At 67.1% G+C, this 18,182-nt stretch carries 19 protein-coding genes and 2 pseudogenes; 10 read left to right on the forward strand and 11 right to left on the reverse strand.

The window, feature by feature from the left end; all coding sequences use genetic code 11:
• Positions 1 to 125: pseudogene (locus A5775_RS10330) on the forward strand (cutinase family protein); the annotation flags it as partial.
• Positions 126 to 206: 81 nt separating this feature from the next.
• Here the strand turns inward: A5775_RS10330 and A5775_RS10335 are convergent.
• Together A5775_RS10335 and A5775_RS10340 are read right to left on the reverse strand one after the other, a co-directional pair.
• Entirely contained in the window at positions 207 to 971 is a 765-nt protein-coding gene (locus A5775_RS10335; protein WP_067251540.1) for an SDR family oxidoreductase, read from the reverse strand.
• Between the two features lie 148 nt (positions 972 to 1,119).
• Positions 1,120 to 2,091 carry an oxygenase MpaB family protein gene (locus A5775_RS10340; protein WP_197512490.1) on the reverse strand — a complete coding sequence of 324 codons (972 nt, stop codon included), beginning with the start codon at positions 2,089 to 2,091 and terminating at the stop codon, positions 1,120 to 1,122.
• A gap of 196 nt (positions 2,092 to 2,287) precedes the next feature.
• On the opposite strand from A5775_RS10340, the gene A5775_RS10345 reads away from it, so the two are divergent.
• Complete coding sequence (locus A5775_RS10345) at positions 2,288 to 2,893, forward strand: TetR/AcrR family transcriptional regulator (RefSeq protein ID WP_067251698.1); 606 nt, start codon at positions 2,288 to 2,290, stop codon at positions 2,891 to 2,893.
• Positions 2,894 to 3,019: 126 nt separating this feature from the next.
• On the forward strand, positions 3,020 to 3,763 hold the full coding sequence (locus A5775_RS10350; RefSeq protein WP_067251545.1) for a methyltransferase domain-containing protein: 744 nt from the start codon (positions 3,020 to 3,022) through the stop codon (positions 3,761 to 3,763).
• A 17-nt stretch (positions 3,764 to 3,780) separates the two neighbouring features.
• Here A5775_RS10350 and A5775_RS10355 read toward each other — a convergent pair whose 3' ends face one another.
• Complete coding sequence (locus tag A5775_RS10355) at positions 3,781 to 4,233, reverse strand: SRPBCC family protein (RefSeq protein WP_067251700.1); 453 nt, start codon at positions 4,231 to 4,233, stop codon at positions 3,781 to 3,783.
• 92 nt (positions 4,234 to 4,325) lie between these two features.
• On the reverse strand, positions 4,326 to 5,021 hold the full coding sequence (locus A5775_RS10360; protein WP_067251548.1) for an SDR family oxidoreductase: 696 nt from the start codon (positions 5,019 to 5,021) through the stop codon (positions 4,326 to 4,328).
• A 148-nt stretch (positions 5,022 to 5,169) separates the two neighbouring features.
• Here A5775_RS10360 and A5775_RS10365 point away from each other — a divergent pair, with 148 nt between their 5' ends.
• Positions 5,170 to 5,715 (forward strand): CGNR zinc finger domain-containing protein, encoded by a 546-nt coding sequence (locus A5775_RS10365; protein WP_067251702.1) that lies wholly within the window; start codon positions 5,170 to 5,172, stop codon positions 5,713 to 5,715.
• On the opposite strand, the gene A5775_RS10370 is transcribed toward A5775_RS10365, so the two are convergent.
• The 3 genes from A5775_RS10370 to A5775_RS10375 form a co-directional block, all read right to left on the reverse strand.
• Positions 5,695 to 6,306, reverse strand: a complete 612-nt coding sequence (locus tag A5775_RS10370; protein WP_067251549.1) for a bifunctional 2-polyprenyl-6-hydroxyphenol methylase/3-demethylubiquinol 3-O-methyltransferase UbiG — start codon at positions 6,304 to 6,306, stop codon at positions 5,695 to 5,697. The two genes, A5775_RS10365 and A5775_RS10370, sit on opposite strands and share 21 nt — an antisense overlap.
• A gap of 27 nt (positions 6,307 to 6,333) precedes the next feature.
• The gene (locus A5775_RS25640) at positions 6,334 to 6,498 is read right to left on the reverse strand and encodes a hypothetical protein (protein WP_197512492.1); all 165 of its coding nucleotides are present in this window, start codon (positions 6,496 to 6,498) and stop codon (positions 6,334 to 6,336) included.
• A 153-nt stretch (positions 6,499 to 6,651) separates the two neighbouring features.
• Positions 6,652 to 7,497 carry an SDR family oxidoreductase gene (locus A5775_RS10375; protein ID WP_067251550.1) on the reverse strand — a complete coding sequence of 282 codons (846 nt, stop codon included), beginning with the start codon at positions 7,495 to 7,497 and terminating at the stop codon, positions 6,652 to 6,654.
• A 93-nt stretch (positions 7,498 to 7,590) separates the two neighbouring features.
• On the opposite strand from A5775_RS10375, the gene A5775_RS10380 reads away from it, so the two are divergent.
• A complete protein-coding gene (locus A5775_RS10380) occupies positions 7,591 to 8,205 on the forward strand; it encodes a PaaI family thioesterase (RefSeq protein WP_067251553.1) in 615 nt (204 codons plus the stop codon).
• A 16-nt stretch (positions 8,206 to 8,221) separates the two neighbouring features.
• On the opposite strand, the gene A5775_RS10385 is transcribed toward A5775_RS10380, so the two are convergent.
• Positions 8,222 to 8,986, reverse strand: coding sequence for a DUF2127 domain-containing protein (locus A5775_RS10385; protein ID WP_067251555.1), 765 nt, complete (start codon positions 8,984 to 8,986; stop codon positions 8,222 to 8,224).
• Between the two features lie 92 nt (positions 8,987 to 9,078).
• Positions 9,079 to 9,930, reverse strand: coding sequence for a helix-turn-helix domain-containing protein (locus tag A5775_RS10390; RefSeq protein WP_067251557.1), 852 nt, complete (start codon positions 9,928 to 9,930; stop codon positions 9,079 to 9,081).
• A gap of 124 nt (positions 9,931 to 10,054) precedes the next feature.
• Here A5775_RS10390 and A5775_RS10395 point away from each other — a divergent pair, with 124 nt between their 5' ends.
• From A5775_RS10395 to A5775_RS10415, 5 genes are all read left to right on the forward strand, one after another.
• Positions 10,055 to 11,098 carry a zinc-binding dehydrogenase gene (locus tag A5775_RS10395; protein WP_067251705.1) on the forward strand — a complete coding sequence of 348 codons (1,044 nt, stop codon included), beginning with the start codon at positions 10,055 to 10,057 and terminating at the stop codon, positions 11,096 to 11,098.
• Positions 11,095 to 11,505, forward strand: a complete 411-nt coding sequence (locus tag A5775_RS10400) for a nuclear transport factor 2 family protein (RefSeq protein ID WP_067251559.1) — start codon at positions 11,095 to 11,097, stop codon at positions 11,503 to 11,505. The genes A5775_RS10395 and A5775_RS10400 overlap by 4 nt, the downstream gene beginning before the upstream one ends.
• A gap of 18 nt (positions 11,506 to 11,523) precedes the next feature.
• Complete coding sequence (locus A5775_RS10405) at positions 11,524 to 12,336, forward strand: SDR family NAD(P)-dependent oxidoreductase (protein ID WP_067251561.1); 813 nt, start codon at positions 11,524 to 11,526, stop codon at positions 12,334 to 12,336.
• 284 nt (positions 12,337 to 12,620) lie between these two features.
• The gene (locus tag A5775_RS10410) at positions 12,621 to 13,913 is read left to right on the forward strand and encodes a sodium:proton exchanger (RefSeq protein ID WP_067251563.1); all 1,293 of its coding nucleotides are present in this window, start codon (positions 12,621 to 12,623) and stop codon (positions 13,911 to 13,913) included.
• A 34-nt stretch (positions 13,914 to 13,947) separates the two neighbouring features.
• Positions 13,948 to 14,799, forward strand: coding sequence for an SDR family oxidoreductase (locus A5775_RS10415; protein ID WP_082952958.1), 852 nt, complete (start codon positions 13,948 to 13,950; stop codon positions 14,797 to 14,799).
• On the opposite strand, the gene A5775_RS10420 is transcribed toward A5775_RS10415, so the two are convergent.
• Both A5775_RS10420 and A5775_RS10425 read right to left on the reverse strand, forming a co-directional pair.
• On the reverse strand, positions 14,791 to 16,374 hold the full coding sequence (locus tag A5775_RS10420; RefSeq protein ID WP_067251567.1) for an NAD(P)/FAD-dependent oxidoreductase: 1,584 nt from the start codon (positions 16,372 to 16,374) through the stop codon (positions 14,791 to 14,793). The two genes, A5775_RS10415 and A5775_RS10420, sit on opposite strands and share 9 nt — an antisense overlap.
• Positions 16,371 to 18,169 (reverse strand): annotated as a pseudogene (locus tag A5775_RS10425) (flavin-containing monooxygenase). Before A5775_RS10425 ends, A5775_RS10420 begins: the two are co-directional and overlap by 4 nt.
• Between the last annotated feature and the right edge of the window lie 13 nt (positions 18,170 to 18,182).

The raw sequence follows: 18,182 nt of genomic DNA on the forward strand, positions 1-18,182 counted from the left end.
ACGACACCTACGCCGACGACGGCTCCATCATCGACAAAGGCGTCGCCTTCGCCTCCAGCCACCTCGGCACGGGCGGGCCGGGCGCAATGTCGGTCGCGTCGCCGCACGGAGGTTTCGGAGAATAGCGGCTGACCGGCTGATGGGGTTTTATTGCCCCGTGTCACACGGAATTTCGTCTTTGGACCCGCGACGTTCAGGGAACGGCCCTAGCTGCCGAACATGGCGGTGATCGTCTCGTTGAACCGGGGATAGATGTCGTCATAAGTTCCGTCACGCTCGGCATAGCGGAACATCTTGACGCGCTCCACCACGATCTCGTTGGCCTGTGGCTGCGTCTGCAACAGCGTCATCGTCTCGGTGATGTACTCGTCGAGTGGCATCGCCCGGGGGTCGAATCCCCGCTCGCCCTGCAGGGCGGTGCGCACGTGCGGCGGAATGATCTCGATCACCTGGACCGAGGTGTCGCGCAGCTGGAACCGCAGCGATTCGGTGTAGGAGTGCAGCGCGGCCTTGGAGGCGCAGTAGGTCGGTGTGAGCGCGCTGGGCATGAACGCCAGACCGGACGTGACGTTGACGATCGTGGCGTGTGGTTTGCGCAGCAGCGCCGGCAGCAAGGACGAGGTCAGCCGCATGGGGCCCAGCAGATTGATCGCAACGGACTGCTCGGCCAGGCCGACATTGCCGCTGGTGAGATCCTCGACCCGCTGAATGCCGGCGTTGTTGATCACCACGTTGAGGTCCGGGTAGTGGTCGGTCACCTCGGTGGCGAATCGCCGGATGTCGGCGGCATCGCCTTGATCGAGCGACAGGGTTTGTATGCCCGGGTTGCCCTCTGCGACGGCCCGTAGCTGGTCGCTGCGCCGGGCGGCGATGATCACCTGGTTGCCCAGCCGGTGAAAAGATTCGGCCAGACCGCGACCGATTCCGCTGCCACCGCCGGTGACCAGAACGGTGTTGCCCGTCATCTGCATCGCGGTTCTCCTTCGGATTCGCTCGACCGGCCCACCCGACCGACGTTGCGGAATGCCCCATTGCGAAGCCGGCTAACCCACGATGCCCTATACGCCCGCGCGGTGTCACTGCTGCGCTGCGGCGAGGACCAGCCCGCCGGAGACCTGATTATGACGCGGCGCGGTTGTGCAGCCCGCGCGGGTCGACGCCCGCGCGGCCCCACGCCTCGGCCGCCCAGGGGGTGTAGAGCACCTTGACGGGGAGCCGGTTGATCAGCGGATTGAGGGCCCGGATGAACGCGGCGAGCCGCTGGAATCGCTTCTCCTTCTTGGCGTCCCACCGTAGCTGGCACACCTGCCGCATCTGCGGCGGCAGCGTCCCGACGACGACCAGGCGGGTATAGGCGTTCAGCGGCGCCGACACCACGCTCCAGATCGGCTTGGGCATCCAGCGTGGACCCGGGATGCCTTTGCGGATGTAGCCGGTGCCATACAGCACGGTCTTGTGCGGCACGAACCGGTCGAGCATCTCATCCCAGTAAGCCACGAAGTCGTCGTAGGTCTGCGGCTGCCCGCGGTCGCTGACGCCGTAGAGGCTGTACCACACCTTGCCCTCGTTGAAGATTTGCTCCTTCTCGGCGTGCGACAGCCGGCGGATGAACATGTCGGTGTTGTAGATGACCTGGTCGACGAAGCTGGCGTGGGCCCAGTAGAACAGCTCCGGATTCAGCGCGTGATACCTCGAGCCGTCGCTGATGGTGCCCTTGATCGTCTTGTGGAAGTCGCGCACCTTGCGGCCCCATCCGTGGGGGTCCTCGGAGTAGATGGTGTTCATCAGGGGAGGCGCGGTCCGCTTGGCCCGGCCCAGGGTGTCGCTGAAGATCACGGAGTGATCCAGGACACCCTGCGCAAGCTGCTCGATGCAGTTCTCGACCCCGGCGGTGCGCTGGAATCCGAAGAGCTGGGTTCGGTTGTCTCCGTAAAACTTCCAGATCAACGAATCGGGGCCCAGGCGCGGTGAGGTTTCGTCCCCGGTCGACCAGTCCGGTCGGTCGGTGGGCATGGGCACGGCCTCGCGCACGCCGCTGTCGAACCGCGACCCCATGCTCACGCCGGCGAGCTCGTCGTTCTGGGCGGTCATGCCCACCTCCTCATGGCACGCGGCTGCGCCGAACCCCGGCGGAGCATTGTGAACCAGTGACACAAAGTCGTATCTTTGTTCCAAAGCCTAGCAACCGCCCGATGGCATTGCACATCGCCGGTGGGACCGCTCGGCTTGCCGCCGCCGAAATGGCAGCGATGAACCGCGCCATGGAGTTGATACGATGCCGCCAATCATGCAGTCCGAACCGGGCTCTGCCGCTATCTCTGCTTCTGCCGAAGCGCTCACCGACCTAGATCGCACCATCCTGGACACGGCGCGCGGCGTGTTCGAGACCTACGGCGTGCGTCGGGCCAATATCGACGACGTCGCCGCCCGGGCCGGGGTCAGCCGCAGCACCATCTACCGCCGTTTTCCGACCAAGGAGAAGCTGATCGGACATGTGGTGCGGCGCGAGGCCGAACTCTTCTTCAGCACGCTGGATCAGGCCACGGCGGGGTGTGACCCGCAAGAGGCCGTCATCGAGGCGTTCGCGCTCGGGGTGCGCCTGGTGCAGGATTCACCGCTGTATTCGCGGATCGCCGAAAGCGAGCCGGAGCTGTTCGGCATGTTCTCCCGCTCGCACGTCTTCCCGATTCGCCGGTTCGCCGACGGGATCGCCCATACCCTGCGGCGGTGCGGCGCCCACATGTCCGAGACCGACCTGGACAACATCGCCGACGTCCTGCTGCGCGTCGCGCTCGGCATCATCGTCTTTCCCACCGACCGGCTCGACACCTCCGACCCGGCAGCGGTGCGCGAGTACGCCGCCCGCTATCTGGTGCCGATCATCGGCCGCTAACCGGCACCACCGCCGTCCGGCGGTAGCCGGTCACTCCCCGGCGTAGGCTGCCCAACGGGGGAATCTTCGCCAAACCCACTGTGCGAGTTCTGGCGTTCAGCTTGGCAGTTGATCGAAGGAGTACGCATGACCGACGTGCACATCTCGCTGCCACCCGCGCTCCAGCGAGCGCTAGAGCTGCTCATCGATCCGCCGGCGAATCCCGACGTGAGCCGCGGCTATCTCGACCTGCTCGGCGCCGGCTCGGTTGACCATGGCGTCGGGAAGAACACGGGCCCGATTCAGGCCGCGTGGGCGTCGACAGTCGGGTCGATGCTCTACGACAACGCCCAGGCCGTTGCCCGCCAGTGGATCAGCGCCTGGCAACTGCCGCTCGAGTGGTTGCACATCCCGCCAGGCGGTATCGCGCTGGACGTCGGCTCGGGACCGGGCAACGTCACCGCGTCGCTGGCACGGGCTGCCGGCCCGGACGGACTGGCCCTCGGCGTCGACATCTCCGAGCCCATGCTGGCCCGCGCCGTCCGCAATGAGGCCGGCCCGCAGGTCGGCTTCATCAAGGCCGATGCGCAACGGCTTCCGCTGCGCGACAACACCTTCGACGCGGCGGTGTCGACGGCCGTGCTGCAGCTGGTTCCGGACCCCAAGGCCGCGCTCGCCGAGATCGCGCGCGTGCTGCGGCCCGGTGGCAGGCTGGCCGTCATGGTCCCGACAGCCGGGCGACTGGCCCGGTATTGGCGGATGCTGCCGAATGTCGGGGCGCACGCGTTCGACGACGACGAGATCGGCGACACCTTGGAAGACAACGGATTTGCCAGCGTGCGGGTCAAGAACCTTGGCACGTTTCAGTGGGTGCGCGCCAAGAAGGGCTGATTTTTTTCGGCGGCCTGTCAGTCGGCGCTCTGCGCCAGCATGGCGAGCCGATCCATCGACTCGCGCAACATGTCCACCGTCATCGAACGAGCGCGCTCGAGACGGGTGGCGTCGGTCAGCGCCGTCCAGTCGTACGTATGGGTCACCGTGGTCAGCTCGGCATTGACCGGGCTGAGCTCCCAGCGCCACAGATGGCCGGGCGGCTGCTTGCCGGGTTCGGCTGGGCACCAAGCGATTTTGCTGCCTTCCACGAATTCGGTGACGTGGTTCTCGCGCACCGCACCATTGGTCAGTGTCGTCTTGAAGACGTCGCCCACCCGACGCACACGCTGACCGGGAGCCGACGACGCCAGATTGTCGTTGCCGTCCCAGCTCGGCTGGCGCGACGGGTCGGCGATCAGCTCGAAGATACGGGCGGCATTGGCCGACATCACGCGGGTGGCGCTCACAACGCCTTCAACTTCCGACATACCGCTATCCAAACACGGCGGGCCGCCCACCGCGGTGGTCACTTTCCGCGGTGGGCAGTCCGTCTTCGCGCAGAACTGCAGCGTCCGGGCGTTCACGGCATCCGGGGCAGCGCCTCCACCGGTCCGGACAACGCCGCCTTGAGGTAGCGGGTGGCGTCGTCGGCCAGTACCTCCGCGTCGTCCCCCTCGATGCCGTCGACGATCACGCGCGCCACCTGGCGTGGGTCGTTCTTGGGCGCGTCGAAGCCGGAGGTCATGTCAGTGTCGATGAAGCTGAGATGCGCGGCAACCACCAGCGTTCCCTGCTTCTCCAGTTCGATGCGCAGGGAATTCGTCATCGACCACAGCGCCGCCTTGGAGTCGCCGTACGCACCGGATCCGGGCATCCAGGACAGGATCGAGGCGACGTCGACAAGGGCGCCACCGCCGTTGTCGGCCAGGACGGGTGCGAACGCCTTGGCGACGCGCAGCGCGCCGAAGTAGTTCGTCTCGAAGACCGCTCGCACCTCGTCGATGTCGCTGTCGAGCAGGGTCCGGGCGCCGAGAACGCCGGCATTGTTGATGACGATGTCGGCGTCGGTTGCCCTGGCCGCCAGCGCGCCCACCGAATCCGGCTGGGTGACGTCCAATTCGACGCTGATCACCCGGGGGTCCTGGCTGGGCTTCGGCACCCGCGCCGTCGCGTAGACCTTCGCCGCGCCCCTGTCCAACAACTCGGCAACGATGGCCGTGCCGAGACCGCGCTGTCCGCCGGTGACCACTACCGTCGATCCCTTGACGTTGACCATAATCCTGCTCCTTTGACTGAGGCAAAAGTATTTTGCTTACGTCAAGCTAGTTGTCCCTAGCGACGCAGTCAAGTAGTATTTGCCTATGTCATCACCGTGGGTTGCGTCACAGCGATACGGCTGCGCCGCGGCGCCCGGAGGCCTGGGCCTGGTACAGGATTTCCTCAACACGAGGGGCATCGGCGGGTACGGCCCGGACCTGCTGGGCGACCCGGAGCTGGCGCACGAGTGGGCCGCCGGCGCGGTGCGGGCATGGTCGTCGGTGCGCGGCGTGGCCGCGTCGCCGCCGGCGCTGGATAAGGCGGATCTGGGCAGGCTTCGCGCGGTGCGGGCCACTATCGAGCGGATGGTGGACGGCGAACCGCCGAGCCCGCGGGGCGCCCACGGCGTTGTCGCCTCGTTCGCGCTGTCCGATACCGGTGAGGTGCGGCTTGATCCCAGCGGCGGGGGTTGGCGGTGGTTGGCCTCCGCGCTGTGGGGCGAGATCCTGCTGAGCCAGCATGCCGACACCTGGCGGCGGATCAAGCGCTGCCACAACCACCGTTGCGGGTCGACGTTCTACGACCGCTCGAAGAACAACAGCGGGGTCTGGCATGACGTCAAGACATGCGGCAACGCCGTCAATCTGCGGGCGTCCCGGGCGCGCCGCCGCGAACGCGAAAAGTCAACGGGCTCAGCGGCTTCGCCACAGTAGACGGTAGCGGTAATAGAGACCCCGCCGGATCACAGCCCCGGGCAAGACGTCGGCGGCCACGCACCGGATCTCATCGAGGCCCTCCCGGGCATCGGCAACGGGCACGCCGATGTCGCGGGTCTCGCGATGCAGTAGCCCCCCGGCTCGCGCCACCGGCATGCACAGCCCGGACCACACCCAGTCGGCAATGCTCTTGTTGGCGGACAGCCCGACAACGGCCAGTTGCCCTGCGGGCCGCAGCATTTGACGCGCTTTGCGCAGCGCATCCCGCAGCGGTAGGTGATGCAGACTGGCCACGAACGTGATCAGGTCGTAGCGCCGCTCGTCCTCATCGAGGTGTTCAAACCGCACGTGTTCCACCGCGGCGTTGCCGAGGGGCTGGAGTCGCTGCGCCGCGCGCCACACCGAGATCGGGTCGGCGTCGATGCCGACGACGCTGCGGGACACCGCAGCTAACCGCTGAGCCAGCAGCCCTTCCCCGCACCCGACGTCGAGGACATCGCCGCGATGACGCGCGGCGATATCAATCAGCCAGCGGTGATAAACGGAGTTGTGGTTCCAGTAGTCGTCATGCTTCGCGTATTCATGCACCGTTGGGCCAGTCTGCCCGACCTGGCGTCAGCAGCGTTCGACGCCTCTGGACATGATGCGCGGCCCGGCGGACGCCGGGCGCCGCTTGCTTCCGAGCGCCGCATACAACGCCTCGCAGGCGCGCGCCTTGAGCGGCGCGACCATCTCGAGGTTGGCGGGGCCCTGGCTTACCCAGGACGGAAGTGTGACCACAGTTGATCCTTTGTCTTTTCGGCCGTGCGCCGATTCATTCAATTGCACCACAGCTGTTCTGCGGAGACGCCGCGCCGAGGTGAACATCACGAAAAGTCGCACTGTGGGATAACGCACATTCGAGGTGCAACGAAAGCCACACAACAGCAGGACTTAGCGAAAGCGCCTGAACCGACGTAGGTACCCCAAGACGTGGCGCGCCGGCAGCGCCGCCGGCCAGTTGTCGGAACGGAAGTAGGCGTCGGTGCCGCCGTCAACGAATATGACACTGCCGCACAGGAAATCGGCGGCGTCCGACAGCATGAAGCACATCCAGTCGGCCATGTGGCCCGGGTCGCCGAAGCCGCCGACCGGAACCGGGAACGACCGCACTGCCTTGGCCTGTCGTGGGTCCGACAACTGTTCGGCCAGAAGCGGAGTCATGATCGCACCGGGCGCCAGGGCATTGAGGCGCACGCCTGACCCAGCCCATTCGGGCAGCACGGCGTGTCGCCGCACCCAACGGCTGACGGCGATTTTCGAGGCCCCGTACATCATGGTCGGCGCGGCCGGCCCGAACAGCCGCACCGAACGCAACGCCTTACCGGCGTCGTGCGCGAGCAGCGCTTTCACGGCTCGGCGCGGCACCGCCGGTATCGTCGTCGTCGAATTACTGGCGACGACAACGACTTTGGCACGCTCGGCGGCGGCCAGTGCATTCCGCCAGGCGAGTAGCGGCTCAACGACCCCGAAATAGTTGACCTGGGCGATCTGGCGAACACGATCCGGGGCGGGGCTGGGGCCCAGACCGGCCGCCAGCACGGCGCCGTCGAGCTTGCCGCCCGCTGCGGCCATGACGCGCTCGGCGGCCTCGTTACGCCCGTGTGGCGTCGACAGATCGGCGACGATGTCGGCGTCCTTGATGTCCACACCGATGACGTTGTGCCCGCCGTCGCGGAGGCGCTGCGCGGTCTCGCGCCCCATCCCGGAAGCCGATCCGGTGATCGCATAGGTTCCCATTGGACTCCTCCGTTCCCAAAGCAGTATGCCCGGGCGGCCGGATACTCCGAGGGGCGTTGCCCGCTGGGTGGACACCTGAGTTAAGTTGCGAAGATGCATGACCAAACGCCCTGCATCGATTTCAGCGCGCTCGAGTCGGTCTACGCGCCGCTGACCGAATCGCTCCGCCGGCTCATCGACATCAGCATCCGCACCGACGCCGACCCCGCGGCGGTAGCGGCGGCTACGTCCAGGATCGACAGTGCCGCAGCGGAATTAAGCGAGTCGTTGAAGCCCGGGCCGTTCGGCGTGCACCGGAATCCCGACGGCCAGACCATCGCGTGGGGCAACGCCGTGGTCGGCCTGCGTAACCCGATCGCACCGCCGCTGGTCATCCATCATGAACCCGACGGTCTGGTGTGGTCGGAGTTCGTTCTGGGCGCGGCCTACGAGGGCCCACCGGACACCGTGCACGGCGGTGTGTGCGCGCTGGTGCTCGACCATGTGCTCGGCGCGACCGCACACCAGCCCGACAAGCCCGCGTTCACCGGCACGCTGACCCTGCGATACCGGCGCCCCACGGCGCTGGGACGGCCGCTGCGGGCCCAGGCTCATGTCGAGCGTGTCGAGGGCGTCAAGACTTTCGCCGTCGGTCACCTGGCCGACGAGCATGGCGTCACCGTGGAAGCCGAGGGCATTTTCATTCATCCCAGGCAGGCCCCGGAATAGGAACCTGGCCTGAGGTTCAGGTCCTCGTCGCGGCCCGCTCGACGTCGAGCAACTGCTCGCCGCGTCGTTCCTCGTCGTAGGCCGCGCGCCCGCCGCGCAGGCCGAACAGGCGTTTGGAGATCAGCAGGTAGATCACCGCGGCGACGTTGATGGTGAAGGTCACCACCCGGGTCATCGTGATGCCCCTGGCCAGGTCGTAGATCTCCAGCGGCAGGAAGACCGAGGTGGCGATCACCGCGAAGTATTCGCCCCAGCGCTTCAGCAGCCACAGGCCGACGCCTTCGACGACCTCCAGCAGTGCGTACCCGGCCAGCATCAGGGTCAGCAACGCCAGGGTGGACGGCTTGGCGGCCAGCGCCTTCTCCAGCTCGTGCACGATGGTCACCTGGTCGACCTTGAAGCCGGCGGCGCGGAAAATCGGCAGGTCCCGGTCGAGGGTGGCCTGAATGGCGCCCCGCGCTCCGCGAAATGTCCACACCGCGTAGGCCGCCAGCACAATCACTACCGCACGGAACAACCGTTCCACCGCTAGCGCGCGGATGATGATGGCCTGGCGTAAGGCCTTGCCGCGCATGATCATCGGCGCATCCTCGGCATGGCCGCGCCCGTGCGGCGGGCCGACGGTGTATTCGCCGCACCGCAGGCAGCGCCATACCTCGCCCAGCCCGGTGGAGCCGCTCAGCCGTTCGGCGAGCGCGTGCTCGTCGGGCGCATAGGTGACGTGGCCCGCGAACGCGCAGGTAACCAGCTCCCATCGATTGAGGCCGCGTTCTTTGGGCATGGCCGATCATCGACCGCGGGTGGCCGACCGCGCAAGAGGGCGCGCGTCAGAAGCGCGGCCTTATGCGCCACGACTTTTCGCCTGAGGCGAGGCTACCCCGCCGGTGGTGGTTGCGATCCGCTCAGTGCCGTCGTCTCGTCGGTCAGGTGCTGCCCGATGTCCCGGATCTGCCGCGCGCTCAGCGCGCACAGCGGGTGCACGGCCACCATCAACGAAACGCGTCGCTGCTCATCGAAGACCGGTGCGGCGATGGTCACCACGGGTTGTTTGCGGCGGCCGGGGTTGTCGTCGGAAAGGAAGCCGATGGTGGTGAACTCGACAAGCAGTTGGTCCATGATGTGACGCACCGGCGTCGGCATCTCGCTGCTGTCCAAGGTGCCGACCACCTGGACCGCCTGTGCCAGCGCGGGTGTCGTCCAGTCGACGTCGAATCCCCGTTCCCGCGTGTGTGCGAGCACCTGTTGCAGGCGCTGCGTGCGGTCGCCATTGCTGCCCGCGCCCCGGCGGATCCAGGCACGTTGTTCCTCCTCGGTGTCCCAGGCCGCCATCGCGACGCCGAACGGCGGCGCGTACGGGATGCGATCACCCGGAATTCCCGACGGCTGGGTGGCGGGCTCGCCCTCAAAGGCGGTGACCACCAGGGAATCCCCGAACTTCTCGACTACCGAACAGGCGTAGCCGACTTTGCGGGACAGGCGCAGCGCCGCCGAACGCGCCCCGTGCGCGAGCGGGCGGGCGGTGTCGGTGCGGGCGGCCACCACCGCGAGCGCGGGCCCCAGGGCAAACGTCTTCGCGATCGGATCGCGACTGGCCCACCCACGGTCGCACAACGTTTTGAGGATGGCGTGCGCCGTCGCCTGCGTGAGCTCGAGCTCGCGCACCACGTCGGAGAACCGCAACCGCGCGTTTCCCGACCGCGCCAGCAGCTCGACCACATCGAGCACCCGCGCGGTCGGCGCTGACGTCGATCCGCGAATCGCTTGACTCCTCCACTACGAGATTTCTACAGTTGTACGAACATTCGAGATCCTATATCGACTATTCGAGAAAGTAAGCCATTTGCGCGCGGTGGTGTTGCGACACGGTCGGCTGCAGGTCCGCGAGACGCCGGATCCGAAGCCCGGCCAGGGTGAGTTGTTGTTGCGCACGTTGAGCACCGCGATCTGCGCGTCCGACGTGCACTTCATGGACCACCCCGAGCTTGCCATCGACGACCCGACGGGCCGCTCGCTGTACGACACCGAGCGCGACCTCGTGCTCGGTCACGAATTCGTGGGTGAGGTCATCGGGCACGGACCCGGCTGCACCGACCAGTTCGCCGTCGGAACGCGCGTGACCGCCATGCCGGTGCGGCTGGTCGACGGCGGGGCCGGCGGAATGCGCATCATCGGTCAACACCCCGAAGCCCAAGGCAGTTTCGGTGAGCTGCTGGTGGTTTCGGAGGTGGCGGCCAAGCCGATCCCCGGTGACGTGTCCAGCGACGCCGTCGCGTTGACCGACGCGTTCGCCGTCGGCGAGTTCTACGTGCGGTCAGCGCGGCTGCAACAGGGAGAGGTCGCCGTCGTCATCGGCGCGGGGGCGATCGGGCTTTCGGCCGTCGCCGCCCTGGTCAGCCGCGGCATCGAGCCCATCATCGTGGCGGACTACAAATCCGACCGGCGCGAACTGGCCCGCGACCGTTTCGGCGCGCATGTCGTGGTCGACCCAGGCGAGAAGTCCCCGTTCGAGGCGTTCAACGACGTTCGCGCGCAGCGCGGATTGCCCGGGCCCGCCGTGGTCTTCGAATGCGTCGGCGCGCCCGGGCTGATCCAGAAGTTGGTCGAGTCCGCCGAGATGGGTACTCGAATCTATTGTGCGGGAGGCTGGTACACCGGCGACACCCTCGACATCACCACCGCCACCCGCCAAGGGGTGACCATCCAGTTCGGCGGCGGGCCGCATCCGCAGGACTGGTACGGCACCCTCGACGCGATCGCGTCGGGGCGGCTGGACCCGCTACCGAGCGTCGGTAAGACCATCGGCCTCGACGAGGTGCCCGACGCCCTCGAGCTGGCTCGCAGGTCCGACGGTCCGCCCCGGATCATCGTCCGTCCGAACGGAGATCGCTCATGAGCGAAAGAGATGACCGGCAAGACATTTCGGACCTGCTGGTGCGTTATGCCACCGGGATCGACCGGCGCGACTGGCCGCTGTTTCGCACGGTGTTCACCGATGACTGCGAACTCGACTATGGCGAGATCGGCCGCTGGCGGGGTGTGGACGAAGTCACCGACTTCATGGACAAGACGCACGCGATGGCGGGTCATACCCTGCATCGGCTATCCAACCAGGTCATCGCTGTCGACGGCGACAAAGCTTCTGCCCGAACCTATGTCGACGCGGTGATCATGTTTGGTGACAACCAAGCCGGCGTAAACGCGTGGGGCTTCTACGACGACGAGATCGTGCGGACCGCCGCTGGCTGGCGCATTGCGCAACGCCGGTTCACCCAGGTGCGCGTCGCCACCTTCGGTCAATAAGGGAGCGGGAGTAGTCACATGACGTTCGCGACGAAGTACGGGCCGTGGGCGCTGGTGGCCGGCGCGTCCGATGGCGTGGGTGCGGCGTTCGCCGAAGAACTGGCCGAACGCGGCGTCAACGTTGTTCTCCTCGCCCGCCGCCAAAGCGTTCTCGACCGCGTCGCGGCCGGGATCGAGAACAAGACGTCGGCGCAAACCCGCACTGTCGCCATCGATCTCGCGCAGCCGGGCGCCGCGTCGGCGATCGCCGCCGCCACCGCTGACCTGGAGATCGGAATGCTCGTCTACTGCGCGGGTGCCGACCCGAACTTCACACCGTTTCTTGCCAATTCGATCGAGGCCGCCGAGACGATGGTCCAACGCAACTGCATGGTGCCCATGCAGCTGTGCCACCACTTCGCGCCCGCGATGGTGGAGCGGGGCAGCGGCGGCATCGTCCTCTTCGGTTCCGGTGCGGGATTGGCCGGTGGGCCCAACATGGTCGCCTACGGCGCCTCCAAGGCTTTCGACATGGTCTTCGCCGAGGCGTTGTGGTCCGAACTGCACGGCAAGGGCGTCGACGTGTTGGGCCTCATCCTGGGCAAGACCAATACACCCGCCCTGCGCGCGCTCGAATACAGCCGCGGCCAGCTCGGCTCGCCCGACGAGGCGCCGTCGGACGCGGTGGCCGTGTCCGACGTCATCGCCGAGGCCTTCGATAACCTGGGCAACGGCCCGACCTTGATGGTCGGCGACACCATGCGCGCCGCCGCGCAGCTACTCGCGTCGCTGAGCCGCAACCAGGCCGTCGAGCTCTTCGCCCAGGCCGCCGCCGCGGCCATGGGCCCCTAGGACAGCGGGGGGCCTAGCGGGGGTCTCGCGGGGTCTCGCGGGAACCCGAGCCGTTCGCTGCGCGTCGTACTACTCGTGGCGAGGTTTGCCAAAGTTGGAAATCAGGTCACCCTAACTTCTACTCACATGGCTCACTGGTCAGCAAATATAGGCTCGGGCACATCGCGGACTTTGCCCACCCACCGCGTTGCTGAGGGGTGTGGGGCACGCGTAGCTTGGGTACTCAGTTCGCCACGGCAACCGAGCCGAAGTACCCACCACCCGATCGCCGCTCCCCGCGAAGGATGACGATGCTCGCCGTAGACAGGCCCGCTGCCGACGTCACGATGACGGCGCAGTGGCGGCGCCGCACCCTGACCCGTTCGGGGTTGATCACCGGCGCATTCGTCGCCCCGGCCGTAGTCATCCGGATCGCCGGTCTGCATGTCGGCGCGGTGGCCGCCCTGCTGATCTTCGGGGCCGCGGTGGTGGCGGCCAGCTTCTTGCTGGCGTGGGCCGCGGAGGCCGCCCAGATCGATGTGTCCGGTGGCCTGGCGACGGCGCTGCTCGCATTGATCGCGGTCCTGCCCGAATACGCCGTCGACCTGTACTACGCGTACGTGTCCGGCCACAACACCGAATACACGCAGTACGCCGCGGCCAACATGACCGGATCCAACCGGCTGCTGATGGGCCTCGGCTGGCCCGTCGTCGTGCTAGTCAGCATCCTGGTGGCGCGCAAGTCGGGATCGGCGAAACCCACCGGTTTGACACTGGAGCCAGCAAACCGCGTCGAGCTGGGATTCCTGTTGATCGCGGGCATCATCGCGTTCGCGGTACCGGCCAGCGGCGAGATCCATTTCGGGCTCGGGCTGGCGTTGCTGGCCTGGTTCGGGTTCTACCTGTACAAGATCGGCCACGGCGAAGTCGAAGAGCCCGATCTGGTTGGCACCGCCGCCGCGTTGGGCGAACTGCCCGATGCCCGCCGGCGCATTGCCGTGGTCGGCCTCTTCGTTGCCTCAGGCGCGGTGATTCTGCTGTGCGCCAAGCCGTTTGCCGACAACTTGGTGGCCGCGGGTACCGAACTGGGCGTCGACCGATTCCTGCTCGTTCAGTGGCTGGCCCCGCTGGCCTCCGAAGCGCCCGAGTTCATCATCGCGACCATTTTCGCCACCCGCGGCAAGGGCACGGCGGCCATCGCCACGCTGATCTCCTCCAAGGTCAACCAGTGGACCCTGCTGATCGGGTCGTTGCCGATCGCCCACCTGCTCGGTGGCGGCGGGTTCTCCCTGTACCTCGACTCCCGCCAGGTGGAGGAGATGCTGCTCACCGCGACCCAGACGATGATGGGCGTGGCGCTGATCCTGGGACTGCGTTTCCACCGGGGCGCGGCGTTGGCGCTGTTGGGATTGTTCATCGTGCAGTTCCCGATCGTCTCGACGCAGGGCCGGCTGCTGCTCTGCGGTGTCTACACGGCGGTGGCCATCGTCGCGCTGATCCACTATCGGCGCCACCTGGCCGCTACCGTCCGGGCGCCGTTCTTCGGGACGGCCGTCCGCCATACCGGTCACCCGTTACATCCGGTGCCGGACCCGTAACGCCCCACGATCAAGCACCGTATACGGTCCACGTATGAATCGAGTGTCCGTAATCACCGGCGGCGCGGGTGGGATGGGGCTGGCCACCGCGAAAATCGTCGGCCGCGACCACACCGTGGTGCTCTGCGACGTCCGACAAGACCGGCTGACGTCCGCTGCCACCACCCTGCACGAGCTCGGGATCACTCCCACGGTCGTGAACTGTGACGTCACCGACCGGCGAGCCGTCGCCGACCTGCTCGGCACCGCCACGGACCTCGGGACCCTCGCCTCCGTCATCCACACCGCGGGGGTCAGCCCGAGCATGGGCCCCGCCGACTACGTCATGCGGACCAACGCGGTCGGCACCGTCAACGTCGACGAGGAGTTCTACGCGCGCGCCGGCGAGGGCACGGTGATCGTCAACGTGGCCTCGATGGCGGCGCACATGTTGCCCGCGGAAATCATTCCCACTAGCCAATTTCCGCTGGCGCTCGACGACGGCCCCGACACTGATGCCTTCATGGACGCCATGATGGCGGCGTGCAACATCGCTCCCGAAGAGGCGCGCTCCGGTCTCGCCTACGCCCTGAGCAAGAGCTTCGTGAAGTGGTACAGCCAGTCGCAGGCGGAGCGCTTCAACGCGCGCGGTCTGCGCATCGTCTCGGTCTCCCCGGGGTCGATCGACACCGAGATGGGCCGGCTCGAGGAGCAGGCGGGAGCCGGCGCGATGGTGGCCGACGCCGCCGTGCCGCGGTGGGGCAAGCCGGAGGAAATGGCGGAGCTGCTCGCCTTCTGCGCCAGCGACAAAGCCGGCTATCTCACCGGCACCGACATCCTCAACGACGGCGGCGTGATCGCCTCGATCACCGAGCGGGCCAGGGTCGCCGCGGCCAGCTCAGCCTGAAGATAAATGCGCACATCGTGTTTCACCATCGACCGACGTCGCGTCATCCCGCGATGGCGCGGACCTGCGGTGCATCCATTCTCGGCGTCGTAGCCGCCACGTCCGCCGCGCGTATTCCAGCTCCGTGTAGGGCCATTGCGTGACGATCCGACCGGTGGGCGAGCGGAAGTAGCTGTCGCACTGCGTCCAGATGGTGCGTTCCAGGTCCGCGGAAAGTCGGTCGTTGAACCGCCTTTCGGCCTCGGGACGCACATCGAGATATCCGCCTCGACGCGCCAGCCGGCTCGCCGCGCTGGCGACCAGGCGCGCCCCGGCCTCGAGGATGTAGACGATCGAGTTGCCGCCCTGGTTCGTGTTGGGGCCGTACAGCATGAAGAAGTTCGGGAACCCGCTGACCGCCACGCCCAGGTAGGCGCTCGGATCGTCACCCCAGTGGTCATGCAGGCGACGCCCACCAACGCCGATGACCTCGATGCCGGACAGGTAGCGCGACGTCTCGAAGCCGGTGGCCAGCACAACCATGTCGGTGTCGATGTCGCGCCCAGACATGGTGATCACCGACGCCTCCTCGATGCGCGCGATGGGCTCGGTGACCAACTCGACGTTGTCGCGCTGCAGCGCCCGGTAATAGTCGTCGCCCAACAAGACTCGCTTACACCGGAACGGGTAGTCGGGTGTCAGCGCCCGGCGTAGCGGCTCGTCGTCGACGGTGCGATCCAGAAACGACGTCGCGATCTGCGTGCGCGCGGTGACCACGGGGTCGTCGGCGAAGGTCGCGGTGTTGTCGTGCTGAAATTTCCAGATCTGCCAGCGGGTGCGCCGCAGCGCGACCGGGCTGCGCCTGAATCGGGCCAATTCGGTTGCGCTGTAAGGACGGTCATCCTTGGGCACCATCCAGGGCGGCGTGCGCTGGAAGACCGTGACGCGACCGGCGGTCTTCGCCAGTTGGGGCACCACCTGGACCCCGCTGGCGCCGGTCCCGATCACCGCGACGTTGCGGCCCGCGAGATCGAGTTGATGATCCCACTGCGCGGTATGCAGGACCGGGCCGGTGAACCGGGTCAGGCCGTCGATGTCGGGCAGCCGAGCGGAACCGAACAGCCCGATCGCGCACACGACGACATCGGCGGTCAACGTCGCGGAATTACCGTTGCGGTCCAACCGGCATTCCCAGGCACGGGCGTGCTGATTCCAGCGCAGGGTGCGCACCGTGGTGTCGAGCATGAGGTGGCGACGCAGATCGAATTCGTCGGCCACCGATTCGAGGTAGGCGAGGATCTCGGGTTGCCGGGCGTAGGTGCGGCTCCAGGATCTGTTGGGCGCGAACGAGAACGAGTACAGATGGCTTTGAATGTCGCAGGCCGCGCCGGGATAGGTATTGCGTCGCCAGGTACCGCCGACACCGTCGGCGGCCTCGACGATCACCAGGTCGTCGACGCCGGCGCGCCGAAGCGCGACCGCGGCTCCCAGACCACCGAAGCCCGCGCCGATGATCGCCACCTTCGGCGACCGCCGCCGCGTCGCCGCCCGCACGCGCCCAATGGCATAGAGCCACTCGGCTTTTCGGCTTGTCACGGCCCGTCCTGCCCGCGGCGGACCAGCAGCCCGGCGAGGTCGCCGTCGTCCCGCCATTGCTGCAGAATGTCGGCGTACTCGGTGGGTGCGCCGAAGAAGAAGCTGCCCTGCCGGGTCTTGGCGTCGGCCTTTCCCTCCCGGTTGTAATAGCCCGGCGTACAGGTCTTGGCGCGCTCCGCGCTCGCCGCCGACCGGGCCACCACCGTGTCCACCCAGGCGGCTTCGGCGCCCGGCGAGGGCTCGATTTCGGTGATGCCGCCGCCGAGCGCGGCTGCAATGATCCAGGCGACATGCGTGGCCTGGACATCGAGCAGATACGGGAAGTTCACCGTCAGGCCGGCCTGGGCGATGCTTTCGATGAAGCAGTTCGGGAATCCGGTCGTGCACAGACCTTGGAAGGTGCGGACGCCGTCGTCCCAGTGCTCGGTCAGCGTCACGCCGTCGCGGCCGATCAGCTCGAATCCGGTGCGGCGACAGTGGTCGGTGCCGACCTCGAAACCCGTTGCGAAGATCAGACAGTCGAGTTCGTAAGTCACCCCGTCGGCCACCACGCCGGTTTCGGTGATGTGCTGCACCCTATGCCTCGGGTGTCCACGAGCGTGACGTTGTCACGGTTGAACGTCTGCAGGTACTCGTCGTGGAAGCAGGGTCTTTTGCAGAAGTAGCCGTACCACGGTTTGAGCGCTTCGGCGGTGGCGGGGTCGGTGACGATCGCGTCGACCCGCGCACGGATCTCGTCCATCTTTGCGAAGTCGGCCAGCTCGATGTCGCGGCCGCGTTGTTCGGGATCGGCGAGGCCGTCTCCGTCGTGACGCATGACCGGAAGCTTGCGGGTGATGCTGGTCCACGCATCGGCGACCAGATCCTCGTCGGCCTGGCCTCCGGCGGTGAGGATTTGAAAGTTCTGGATCCGGTCACGTTGCCAACCGGACTGTAATGTGCTGGCCCACTGCAGATCCGTGGCGCAATTGGCGCGCACGTCCACCGATGACGGCGTGCGCTGAAACACGTAGAGCCGCCCCGCCGCGGCGGCGAGGTGCGGCACGCACTGGATTGCGGTGGCGCCGGTACCGATGATGCCGACGCGCCGGCCGGCCAGATTCTGCAACGCCTCCCCGGTGTAGGCGTAGTCCCAACGACTCGTGTGAAACGCATGCCCGCCGAACGCACCGAGTCCGTCGATGCCCGGCAACTTGGGCTTGGCCTGGTAGCCGTTGGCCATGGACACAAACCTGGCCCGCATTTCGTCGCCCCGGTCGGTGCGGATGATCCAGCGCGATTCGACTTCATCCCAACGGATTTCCCGCACGTCTGTCCGCAGGCAGGCGTCGCGGTAGAGGTCGTAATGCCGGGCGATGCGCCGGCAGTGTGCAAAAATCTCGGGACCTTTGGCGTACTTTTCGGTGGGGGTGTAGCCGAGTTCCTCGAGCAACGGCATGTACACGTAAGACTCGACGTCACAGGCTATTCCGGGATAGCGGTTCCAGTACCAGGTGCCGCCGACGTCGGCCGCCCTGTCGATCAGCCGCACGCTGTGCACGCCGAGCTGGCGCAGCCGCGCACCGGTCAGCAGCCCTCCGAACCCGGCGCCGATGATGGCCACGTCGACTTCGTCGGTGAGCGGCGCACGGGTGATGTCGCCGTTCGCCCAGGGGTCCTCGGCGAATCGGGCGAATGCGCCCGCCATCTCCACGTATTGGGCGATGCCGTCCGCGCGTAAGCGACGCGCGCGTTCTTCGGCATACCTGCGTCGTAGCGCGTCGACGTCCAGGGCCTGGCCAACGGTCTCAGTCACGGACTCGGGTTCC

This window comes from Mycobacterium sp. 852002-10029_SCH5224772 (assembly GCF_001667315.1).
In the GTDB taxonomy this organism is placed as follows: domain Bacteria; phylum Actinomycetota; class Actinomycetes; order Mycobacteriales; family Mycobacteriaceae; genus Mycobacterium.